Source organism: Microcoleus sp. MON1_C5 (assembly GCF_036701875.1).
Classification (GTDB): Bacteria; Cyanobacteriota; Cyanobacteriia; order Cyanobacteriales; family Microcoleaceae; genus Microcoleus.
In genome coordinates this window covers 1-5,636 of record NZ_JAUBRN010000127.1, presented here as the reverse complement: position 1 = coordinate 5,636, position 5,636 = coordinate 1, and the positions used below count along the sequence as shown (strand labels likewise).

The following is a 5,636-nucleotide window of genomic DNA, read 5'->3' as shown; positions in this document are numbered from 1 at the left end:
TTAAGTCGGGAAGTTTTTCCATTCCTTTATCTAATGTCTATCTCGTCTTCTTGTCAAGGGGGTTGAGCAATTACGAGAAATCCGACCAATATTTATGACCATTACCACTTCTCACGATCGCACGCGCCGCTACACCATTGGGTGTTTTACGTGCTTGTAGCAACCTCATCTCAGTCTCGCTAATCGGGGCTGCTTTCTGGTTGATTTTGAAAAAAGATTCCTCCGCTTTCATAGCATCACCTTCAACCCATTGAAGTGAAATCGCTGAGGCCCCTAAGTTCCTGGTTCTTTCCAGCATTTTAGGATTAACTTGGCCTGCTTGTGAAGTCAATGATTGATAATCTTTGTAAGCTCCTATTTTCTCTTTAATTAGTTTGCGTGTTTCTTTGGCTGCCTCTTTCTGTTCGTCAGTGATGTTGCCGTCATAAAATTGTTTAGAAATCTTACCATCGCCATAATCATCATTAATCCAAGCAAGTAACGAACTCAGTCGATGAGAACCATCAACGACAAAATAGTGGCTACTACCTCGCCAAAGAATAACTGCGGGGATTAAATCTCCATCTAAAAAACTTTCAATAAACTCGCATATTTTTGCGGCATCCCATTCATTAGTTTCTCTTTGAAAATCCGGTTTTCGCAAAAACGGATAGAAGAAAGAACTTTGTTCGAGATCGCGAATACCTATAGTGAGGATACTTCTTCCCATATTGCGTTCTTGCTGATCTTTAATTTCAAATGCTTCTCTGGGAATAAGTGCATCTAGACTAACGGGGGAATTTTTGGAGGATTTTGCCATTTTAAGTACCGATTGTTACTTTTTAGAATTTCTTGAGTTTTCGCTTCACAATCTTCCGTTTGAGCGTTGCAAATACGCTCAATTTTGATGGCTTAATTAGGCGGCGTATTGCCTGTTCAGAATGCTGTGAAAGTTAGCCCTCATGACGGATGAATACTGACTAATGACTAATACTGGCGATCGGCTCCCAACTTGTCACATCTTCAAATAAAGATTGATAGCCCGCTGCATTGGGATGAAGTCCGTCTGCAATCAGGCGCGATCGCCACCAATCACTGCCCCGATTTATCCATTTATCAAAAATATCTAAATAGGGAATTCCCCGCAACTCACAAGCTAATTTCGTTGCTTCCTTATACCGATATTGGTCAGCATGACTGTAATACAAACAATCTTGAAAAGGCATTTTACTTTCATCCACCGGCACCATCCCGACAAATATCACCGGACAAAGTTGTTGGGACAGGTTTAACAAATTATCCAAAACAGTTTTAAAATGTTCAAACTCAGTGTAGCTGCGCCCGGTAGGCGACTGCACTCTCGCCGAATCGTTGAGGCCTACGGAAAGAATAATCGCATCCGGGACGCGGTTTCTGAGCTCGCCCCGCTGGCGAAACTCGTTTTCGAGCCGCTGGGCGACTTGATAGGTGCGATCGCCCCGAACGCCCAAATTGTATAAAACGTGTCCTGCACTCTCCGGTAACATCCACTGGCGCCGTAATCTTTCCACCCAGCCACCGCCTACACCGTCGCCGAAACCGTAGATTAAGCTGTCACCGAAAGCAACCAATTTGAGGGGATGAGAAGTTCCCCGATGCAAGTGACCAAAGGAATAGGCTGTTGCTACCTGCATAAGCAATGATACTCAGTTAATAAATTATGAATCTTGACATACTAGACTAGAATGTAACATTACATAAAGTAGGGAGTCTCATGGTTAAGCGTCCAACTTTCGATTCAACTCAGCTAACCCGTCGGGCGGAAGAGTTGATTAACGGTGCATCCAACCGCTATCGGATTACGGTGCAGGTGGCGAACCGCGCAAAACGCCGTCGCTATGAAGATTTTGACAATATGGACGACCATCAAATGAAACCTGTAATGCGGGCGATATTTGAGATGTCGGACGAACTGAGTCAGCCGGAAATTATCGGACTCCCCTAGACTTCGGGAGTTTTGGGTTTTGAGTGGTGAATTGCGAGCAATTTTTTTAAACTCCACACTCAAAACTTTCTCAAACTAGACTGGCGGGCCAGGGCGAGAAACCCGGTTTCTTCTTAGCTGTCTCGTTGACAAACTTCTGATTTTCCTAAACCGGGTTTCTTTTCCTAAGTCCTAAAATTAGAAACTAGGACATCTGCTTGGGGGTAAGTTTATGAAATTATTCTATTTTTGAAATTATTGTCAAAACCGTGAATAGATTAAAGCAGGGCTTAAGTTTTCTGTTCGTTACTTTGAGTGTAGCGATTTTCACGCTTTTGAGTTGGGTATTGGAATCCGGGGAACTGAGTATGTCGGCTTTGGAACCTTCGCTGCTGCGGAGTTCTGAGTCGGCCTCAGTGCAGCGAGTCGCTCAACAATCTGCGTCACCGCAAGTGAGGGTCCAAGATGCGTGGAAATTGGTGTACGAAAAATTGCCGGATTTCCCGATCGAAAATAACTACATTTCTCAAGAAACTGGAAAAGTCGATCCTACCAATACTTTAGTCGGGCGGTTGATTCGATATCACGTATTTGTCAAAGGAAGGCCGCCCAATTACCGCTTTGATTGGAAGTTGAGTTTAGCTGACTATTTGGGGGCGACTCCCGATTATTTGGTAGAAAGCGTGTATCCGGGAAAAGACGTTTTGCGCTCAAATCCAATGGAACAGGATCGTGCGGCTATTCAAAGGTTAAATAGAGCACAGCGCGATGCTTTGGTTCAAGCTTTGGTTGATGTTTTTACCGAGAATTCCGGGGGTGGGCGCACACAGGCGGGGGAAAAACCACAAGGGCGATCGAATTCGCCGGAGATACCGCAGCCGCAGCCGGGAGATGCGAAGTTGCTGGCACCTTAATACTCATGGATACAGAAACCGAGTTTTTTACGGAAATATTGCTGTTGAGCCTTTAACACAGGTAAAAAACCCGTTTTCTTTCGTATTTATGGGTAAGCCCTACTAATCTAAAATCTAAAATCTAAAATCTAAAATTTCTTAATGGTGGAACGTGTAATAAAAACGGGTGTTGGGTGGCGTTTGGGATGGAACCCGGAGGCGGAGGAGTTTAAGGGTTTGGTGGCTGGCGACGGTTGGGCGATCGAACTCACAGACGCTGAGTTAAACGATTTTTGCCGATTGTTGGGGCAATTAGCAGGCACAATGAGTCAAATAGCCTCTGAGTTAATGGACGAGGAAAAAATCGCCATTGAAGCCGAAAGCGACTTGCTGTGGGTGCAGGTCGAAGGCTATCCCGAAGCTTACAGCGTGCAATTGATCTTGAATGCTGGCAGGAGGTGCGAGGGTTTTTGGCCCACGGCTGCGGTTCCGACTTTGGTGCAGGCTGCAAAAGTTTTAAAAGTTTTTTGACTTTTTCGGGAATTCTATGCTAAGCTATTAAAGCTGTCGGGGCGTAGCGCAGCTTGGTAGCGCACTACTTTGGGGTAGTAGGGGTCGTGGGTTCAAATCCCGCCGCTCCGATAGATGGAATCCTTATACAATAAGGATTCCATTATTTTTGGTAGATAAATCGTAGGTTACGCATTCTCAATAACGGGGTGACAAAGGGTGACATACTCAGAAAATCACTGCGATAAATCTGCGATAAATCTTCAATGCCAAAAGGCTCAGTAAATATAGAAGTTTTCAAAGAGCGCTTACGAGTTGCCTGGTCATGGGAGGGGAAACGCTTCTGGCTCTATCTCGGTTTGCCGGATTCGATCGTCAACCGTAAAGCCACCTCGATGAAAGCCAGCCAAATTGAACTCGACATGGCTAGTGGCAACTTTGACCCCTCTCTGGTAAAGTACAAGCCACAGAAACAAGAATCCATTTCTGTTTCTGAGCTCTTTGAGCAATTTGTCGAGTACAAGCGCCGTAAAATCGAACCTGCTACTCTCGCTAAATATCTTGGATTACAAAAACACGTTTCTGTGTTTTTCAAGAACAAAACCTGTGTTTTTGTTTCTGACAGTGTGGCTGAGAAATTTAGAGACTGGTTGGGACAAACACAGAAACTTGAACCCGTGACGGTACGGGAAAGAATTGTGTTAATGAACGCTTGTTGGGAGTGGGGCAAAAAAAAGAAACTGCTAGTAGAAAATCCTTGGGACGAAGTTAAGGTTTCAGTTCCACCAAAACAGCCCCCAGATCCTTTTACTTTGAAGGAAATTGAGTTGATTTTTGAGAAATTTGGTTCCTCCCCAAATTTGAAACACTTCCTTGACTATGTAGCATTTAAATTTGGGACAGGACTCCGGACTGGAGAAGCAGCGGCCTTGCGATGGCGACAGTGTTCGAGTGAGTGCGATCGAATTTGGATCGGAGAAACTCTCAAAAATGGCAACCGCAAAGCTGCCAAGCGGAATAAAGACCGCACGGTGCCGCTAACTTGCACCTCATGGCATCGATGTATAGGCCCATTATCTTGTACAATTACTCTAGTACGTCCCGTTTTTTTTGCGTCTAGTGCTTCTTGTTCCATCATGTGGATATAAGACTTGCGGTTAACACCCCCAATCACCAAGCCGTAAACAAAACTGATTTCATGTTGAAGAAATCCGATAATGCTTAATCTGCGACCTCGGCGCTGTGTTTGTTCTAAACGTTTTTGTTCACCTCTAAAATAATAAGTGTAGCCCGGTTCACTCCACAGGCAAACCCGGATTCGTCTAAATACTTTAAGTCGATTTCGCAGCCTGCTGCCGATAATTCCAACATCTCTAAATCTGCCTGTTTTTGGCTTCGGACTTTGGGGTCTTGTTTTCCTTTATGACTCTTCCTTGCCCGCTTCCAATTGACCCCCTTTTTTTGAGTACCCGTCTTAATTGGTCGGGACTCAGTTTAATCGAGCGTTCCTGTTCTAATTTTTGGGCTAATTGATGACTGTTATATGTACGGGGTTCTTTTTTGAGGCATTCTTCCACAAACACTAAGTCCTCTTCTTTCCATTTGGCTTTTCCCCCTCTGCCTGGTCGTTCCCACAGACCTTCTAGACCAGATTTTTCCCATTTTTGCAAAACTTCTCTGACGGTCTGTGAAGTCCAATTTACATGAGCCGCTATTTTTTCGACGTACCAACCGTGTGCCTTTAACCGAATGACTTCGGCGGGCGTCTTTGACTTTCTGTGGTACATTTCCTGTTCTGAGGTTGAAGAGGGTTCTGTCTTGTTCATGAGTCAGGGATACCCTTAAGCGAGCTCCCATATGTTAATGACCTCGGTAGATTTCTTCTCTGTCTTCATTTATTTTCACCTACTTTGGTTGTTTCGTGCCTACCTACTTATCACCAGTAGGATATCGAATCTATCGGTAATTGCGCGTTTGTCGGAAGTAAGGGAAAACACGCATAATATAAATTCCGTGAGATCGCGGATGGCAGCGCTGCAGAAATAAAGCAAACTGATAGATAGGTTAAATAAAAATGAGCGAAATAAACAAGGTCTCTGGCAGTTTCAGAAGCTCTGAATCCCAGGCTGTATCTACCCCTAAACTCGCTTTTGGAGGGCGCAATATGTTGGCTTCTTTAAGGGAAACGGCTCGATCTCGGAATACGCAAATTCTCCATCCAAAAGCTTTGTATTCAAGGACTCCAGCATCAATAAAGGTGGATATTTTGTTTCCAGAATTTTGGCTGGGGC

Annotated in this window: 7 protein-coding genes, 1 tRNA gene and 1 pseudogene; 5 read left to right on the top strand and 4 right to left on the bottom strand. The window is 44.5% G+C overall.

Annotation, left to right across the window (positions count from 1 at the left end; translation table 11 throughout):
- Window positions 1-70: 70 nt before the first annotated feature.
- Window positions 71-799, bottom strand: a complete 729-nt coding sequence (locus tag QUA71_RS28780) for a DUF262 domain-containing protein (RefSeq protein ID WP_333290371.1) — start codon at window positions 797-799, stop codon at window positions 71-73.
- Window positions 800-959: 160 nt separating this feature from the next.
- Complete coding sequence (locus tag QUA71_RS28775; RefSeq protein ID WP_333290370.1) at window positions 960-1,652, bottom strand: GDSL-type esterase/lipase family protein; 693 nt, start codon at window positions 1,650-1,652, stop codon at window positions 960-962.
- A gap of 80 nt (window positions 1,653-1,732) precedes the next feature.
- On the opposite strand from QUA71_RS28775, the gene QUA71_RS28770 reads away from it, so the two are divergent.
- The 5 genes and pseudogenes from QUA71_RS28770 to QUA71_RS28750 form a co-directional block, all read left to right on the top strand.
- A complete protein-coding gene (locus tag QUA71_RS28770; protein ID WP_190661101.1) occupies window positions 1,733-1,963 on the top strand; it encodes a DNA-directed RNA polymerase subunit omega in 231 nt (76 codons plus the stop codon).
- A 248-nt stretch (window positions 1,964-2,211) separates the two neighbouring features.
- On the top strand, window positions 2,212-2,856 hold the full coding sequence (locus QUA71_RS28765; RefSeq protein WP_333290367.1) for a hypothetical protein: 645 nt from the start codon (window positions 2,212-2,214) through the stop codon (window positions 2,854-2,856).
- 141 nt (window positions 2,857-2,997) lie between these two features.
- Window positions 2,998-3,366: a DUF1818 family protein gene (locus tag QUA71_RS28760; protein WP_333290366.1), complete on the top strand. Its 369-nt coding sequence runs from the start codon at window positions 2,998-3,000 to the stop codon at window positions 3,364-3,366.
- A 37-nt stretch (window positions 3,367-3,403) separates the two neighbouring features.
- A tRNA-Pro gene (locus QUA71_RS28755) sits at window positions 3,404-3,477 on the top strand.
- A 134-nt stretch (window positions 3,478-3,611) separates the two neighbouring features.
- Window positions 3,612-4,106 (top strand): annotated as a pseudogene (locus QUA71_RS28750) (Arm DNA-binding domain-containing protein); the annotation flags it as partial.
- Between the two features lie 116 nt (window positions 4,107-4,222).
- Here the strand turns inward: QUA71_RS28750 and QUA71_RS28745 are convergent.
- Both QUA71_RS28745 and QUA71_RS28740 read right to left on the bottom strand, forming a co-directional pair.
- Window positions 4,223-4,651: a transposase gene (locus tag QUA71_RS28745; protein WP_333290373.1), complete on the bottom strand. Its 429-nt coding sequence runs from the start codon at window positions 4,649-4,651 to the stop codon at window positions 4,223-4,225.
- Window positions 4,652-4,718: 67 nt separating this feature from the next.
- The gene (locus QUA71_RS28740; protein WP_333290364.1) at window positions 4,719-5,171 is read right to left on the bottom strand and encodes a helix-turn-helix domain-containing protein; all 453 of its coding nucleotides are present in this window, start codon (window positions 5,169-5,171) and stop codon (window positions 4,719-4,721) included.
- Window positions 5,172-5,636 lie beyond the last annotated feature (465 nt).

What these genes read in the sequence shown, in the direction of transcription:
- QUA71_RS28780 (WP_333290371.1), bottom strand. Translation starts at nt 799, where the DNA reads ATGGCAAAATCCTCCAAAAATTCCCCCGTTAGTCTAGATGCACTTATT.
- QUA71_RS28775 (WP_333290370.1), bottom strand. Translation starts at nt 1,652, where the DNA reads ATGCAGGTAGCAACAGCCTATTCCTTTGGTCACTTGCATCGGGGAACT.
- QUA71_RS28770 (WP_190661101.1), top strand. Translation starts at nt 1,733, where the DNA reads ATGGTTAAGCGTCCAACTTTCGATTCAACTCAGCTAACCCGTCGGGCG.
- QUA71_RS28760 (WP_333290366.1), top strand. Translation starts at nt 2,998, where the DNA reads ATGGTGGAACGTGTAATAAAAACGGGTGTTGGGTGGCGTTTGGGATGG.
- QUA71_RS28740 (WP_333290364.1), bottom strand. Translation starts at nt 5,171, where the DNA reads ATGAACAAGACAGAACCCTCTTCAACCTCAGAACAGGAAATGTACCAC.